The organism is Bradyrhizobium sp. CAR08 (assembly GCF_052871955.1).
The window spans coordinates 1-3,846 of sequence record NZ_JBIXJX010000058.1 but is presented as its reverse complement, the minus strand read 5'-3'; the positions used below and the strand labels follow the sequence as shown (position 1 = coordinate 3,846).

Genomic DNA, 3,846 nt, shown 5'->3' with positions numbered 1-3,846 from the left:
GAGAAGCTGGAAACTGCTTGCAGAGGCAGAGTACTGGGAGCATCTGGCGGCTGCGGCTTCAGCTCATTGAGCTTCGGTGGAGTATTCTTTATCTTCGCTTTTCGTCGACTTCTTACTTCAAATCATTTTCTGAGGCATGTGATGTCGAGTACGCGTCAGATTTTTTCTAGTGCTGTTCTGAATGAACGGCACCAGGCGCTTCTGGAGGAGCTTAGAGAGGTGGAGAAGCTTCGACGCAAGCTCCGACATGTGGAAGCAAGAACGATGGGCAGAAGACGGCGTACCAAAGCGAGCGGCGGAGCAAGAGCCGTTTAGAGACCCGCCGGTCCGAAGGTTGACCCGCGTTGGCTCACTCGGGCGATTCGATGGACGGATTGCCCGCGTTCCTCGCATCTGCCACTATTCTGAAAGAGGACTGGCGCCTTTATCCCGCAGTGAGCGAGCCTTGGTGACGACGTCGCTGCGACATGTCGGCAACCAGCCAGGCCGGGGTGCCTCACAATGCTCGAACTAACTCGGCGGCGAGACCGGCCGTCGATTCAGGATCGCGCGTTAGCTCCGATCTTCATTCGACGTTGCACTTCGGAACACAGCAACGAGTCGATCGCCTTGCCAAAGCTCAACGTCGTGCTCGTCATGCATTTGCTCGGCTCGGCGTCTCGCCGTCTGCTCGTCAATGCAGTCGAGCTTTGCAGCGCAGATCAGTTGCCGGCTGCCGTCCACCACGAACACCTTGTACCGCATAATGCAGTCCGATCCCAAAGGCGACCGTCATCGTACTCGAATGTCCGTCTAAGCCGGTGCCAAACTAGGTGTGGCGCACGGAATCTTTGTACGTGTGGCAGTTCGACTATACCAGCTCGTGGAATCCATTGATTGCGCGGCGGATGTACCTCGCATCTAAGCTAACGTAATCTCCACGCATGCCGAAGCGTGCGGCTCGAGCTCAAGAGCGAGAGGCCACCAAGCGTCATCAGCAGTACACCGAACCAGGCCGTCCAGCTGCGCGCTCCGCCGTGCGCCTCTGCAGTACGCGCGCCCAGCGGCATATCTTGAGGTGCGTCGGCGAGAAGCTGCCCAACGTCGACTTGGCCCGGCACGGAGTGTTCGGAGGTGATCTGGTTGGGAAGATCGACAATGGGGGCCGCCGACCCCGTGCCGAGATTGGAAGCGGCATCAGCTACCTTCATTTCGGGTACAGGCGGCTGAGATTGCTCGGGCGGTGCGGAGCGCAGCACCTCCGCGCGCGCATCAACGACCGCGCTCCACCTCGTCCCGTTCTCGTCCAAACTGGCGCTGCGGTCTTTGGCCATGCGAGCCCGAATGGGCTTCTTCACCGTCGCGATGCCCTCGGCCAGGAACCAGCATTTGCGGCGACCGTCCATTCGGTAGACCCAATGCTGTCCACCAGTGGTCGAGCTACCGGGACGCGGCACGCATTCGGCTTGCGGCGGAGAGGTTACCGTGGGTTGGGGCGTAGCAGTATTGAAGAAGTCGGCAAGAGGGTTGGAAGACGCAGGCGCCGCCGATAAACCTCCGACAAGCACCAAACTGGCGAAGTATAATCGCAAATGACCGGACATCGAAAACTCCCGGGTGCGCCCCACCCCCGCTCGAACCTTAGCGGCGACAACGGCTCCCATGCGGCTTAAATCGGGCGGCGCGATGAATTAATTAATTGTACTCTTGGCTACCTGATTAATATGCCGGTCACGAGGCAGCGCGATTCATCGAGCCGTCCGCGCCGCCGTCCGGTGATCGCCATCTTTGCGCTCGTCCCCGAGCACGAAAGCGCAACTGGCCAAGGGTGAGTTTGTGGAGGTCACGAGACGTGGCTACCCCGCGCGGCGATTTAAATACTCCGCCACGATATTACCGCTGTCGCGCCTTTCTCCCTGCTACCTCTCGTATTAAATGTGGATTGCATGATCAATATTTCACTGAGGGCTTGTCTGCTCCCGGATTCCCGACTTGTCTGCCTGGGCCTTCTGCCCAAGATTAGGGATGGAGCCATGAACACCGCGCATTTCAATTCGCTCTCCGTTGACGAACTCTGGATATTTCACCAAGAGGTCGCCGCCAAACTCACTCAGAAAATGTTGGTGCAAAAAGCACATTTGGAGGAACGGCTCCACAGGATTGGACTGGCCAACGAGGCCACGCGGTTCAATCGCGAGCGCCGTCCATACCCGCCCGTTCGTCCCAAATATCGCAATCCGAAGAACCCGGCGGAGACATGGTCGGGTCGCGGCAGGCTGCCTCGATGGCTGCGGCCGCAGCTTCGAGGCGGCCGAAAATTGGACGATTTCCTAATCGATCGGGCTTCAGCCGAAAAGCGGCAGACCAATTGAGCGCGCGTTGCGGCATTTTGGGATGGAAATGCTGGCGCCGGCTGTTCCCCCCTGGGCTCTGAGCTTCTCACATCATCGTTGAAGCGCGGGTCATAACCATGCTTCGAGGCATGGCCATAGCGAGAGCGCTGGGCTGATGGTCTCGCTGAATCGCTCGGGGGGCCCGCGGCGCAGTGAGGACGCAGTGAGGACATCGACGAGACTCTCAAGCACGCGATGGCCCGCATCTAGTCGTGGTGCCCGCTGAAGTGCCGCCTAACCGCATTCCACGCTCGAAGGACTGGAAGGATGAGCACGATGAAAAGAACCCTGATTGCAACCGGCCTCATTGCGCGCTGCAGGAGTGGTGGGTCGTGATCGTCCAAGCGACCGGCCGTCGTGTTAATCGTCACCGGAGATGGAATTCCTGCTCGCCGAGTAGGTGCCGGTCTGCGCGAGGGCAGGACAACCACAACGAACAGAACGTTCACCAGTAGCCATATTCCCACGATGAGAAGAAAAGTACGCACGAGAACGACCATCGTTGATCTAAATCTGCCGAGCTTACTCCTGCCTCATACCCGGCACGCAACCGGCAACACTGCGTTCGCGGACGGAGCCGCTTCAGCGCAGCCGGCACATTTTCGCATCTCCCCGAGGCCGTTGGGCCCCGAGCGCTTTGCGAGCGTCCAGGATCGCTCCCAGCCTAGTCGGGCGCAACACTCGCGTCTGTGCGCTTTCGAACATTCATGCCCCCTTCAGGTATGCTAGTTCTATGCATCATCCGGCGAGAGCCGGACAGGGATGGCTCATCGGCCAAGACGGCCGTCCTCAGCCCGCAATCCCTGAACAGGGGCTGGGTCATGGAGCATGGCCCAAATATCGCAGCACGAAGAGCGGCGAATTTGGCGGTCCGCATAGAACCAGTATCGAGTTTCGGCAGTTGACTCCGGGTGGATCCGAACCAGCAACTGATTTGTTCGGGCCAAGGATAAGTTTAAAAGCTAAGCCGGCACACATGAAGGACCTCCGACGACGTTTGGAAAAGGTCCGCGCTGACGCCAGAGAGTTTATGCTGATGAGCCAGCAAGCGACGGACATAGAAAAGCGCGAGCTGTTTAAGCGCTTGGCGGATGAACTCGCCTTCGAGGCTCTCGAGCTTGAGCTAATCGTCAAGAAAAATGAGCGAGCTAATCCGTGCGACCAGCACGAGGTCGTGGAGTTTAAGCCGCCCTCTCAGCGAACGCGTGGCTGATGCGGAAGAGGTCAAGCCGGCTAGATCGGCGTGACAACGGAACTTTGCGCATGGCTCCGCCAGCGAACGCTGCTCCGCCTTCGCCGCATCGCATTGCGGTTGGGAGGGGCCCAATCCGGAAGCGGTGATGTCATTGTACGCCGCCAGCAGTTCATCCATATGGTCCTTCCGTCGATTTCGAAGAACAGCGGGGTTTCAGGCAAGGCGCCGAGGCTACGGAAGTGGTCGACTATTCTCGGTGAACCTCGATCGCAGCCCACG

The 3,846-nt window shown here is 59.0% G+C and carries 4 protein-coding genes; 2 read left to right on the top strand and 2 right to left on the bottom strand.

The annotated features are described in order from the left end of the window. On the top strand, nucleotides 1–315 hold a 315-nt coding region (locus tag ACIPUD_RS39585; protein WP_446482966.1), incomplete at its 5' end, for a hypothetical protein. A 590-nt stretch (nucleotides 316–905) separates the two neighbouring features. On the opposite strand, the gene ACIPUD_RS39580 is transcribed toward ACIPUD_RS39585, so the two are convergent. Beyond that, nucleotides 906–1,385 (bottom strand): hypothetical protein, encoded by a 480-nt coding sequence (locus ACIPUD_RS39580; protein WP_446482965.1) that lies wholly within the window; start codon nucleotides 1,383–1,385, stop codon nucleotides 906–908. A gap of 627 nt (nucleotides 1,386–2,012) precedes the next feature. On the opposite strand from ACIPUD_RS39580, the gene ACIPUD_RS39575 reads away from it, so the two are divergent. Beyond that, the gene (locus ACIPUD_RS39575) at nucleotides 2,013–2,351 is read left to right on the top strand and encodes an H-NS histone family protein (RefSeq protein WP_247335413.1); all 339 of its coding nucleotides are present in this window, start codon (nucleotides 2,013–2,015) and stop codon (nucleotides 2,349–2,351) included. A 1,144-nt stretch (nucleotides 2,352–3,495) separates the two neighbouring features. Here the strand turns inward: ACIPUD_RS39575 and ACIPUD_RS39570 are convergent. After that, nucleotides 3,496–3,744 carry a hypothetical protein gene (locus ACIPUD_RS39570; protein ID WP_158091481.1) on the bottom strand — a complete coding sequence of 83 codons (249 nt, stop codon included), beginning with the start codon at nucleotides 3,742–3,744 and terminating at the stop codon, nucleotides 3,496–3,498. Nucleotides 3,745–3,846 lie beyond the last annotated feature (102 nt).

What these genes read in the sequence shown, in the direction of transcription:
- ACIPUD_RS39580 (WP_446482965.1), bottom strand. Translation starts at nt 1,385, where the DNA reads ATGGACGGTCGCCGCAAATGCTGGTTCCTGGCCGAGGGCATCGCGACG.
- ACIPUD_RS39575 (WP_247335413.1), top strand. Translation starts at nt 2,013, where the DNA reads ATGAACACCGCGCATTTCAATTCGCTCTCCGTTGACGAACTCTGGATA.
- ACIPUD_RS39570 (WP_158091481.1), bottom strand. Translation starts at nt 3,744, where the DNA reads ATGGATGAACTGCTGGCGGCGTACAATGACATCACCGCTTCCGGATTG.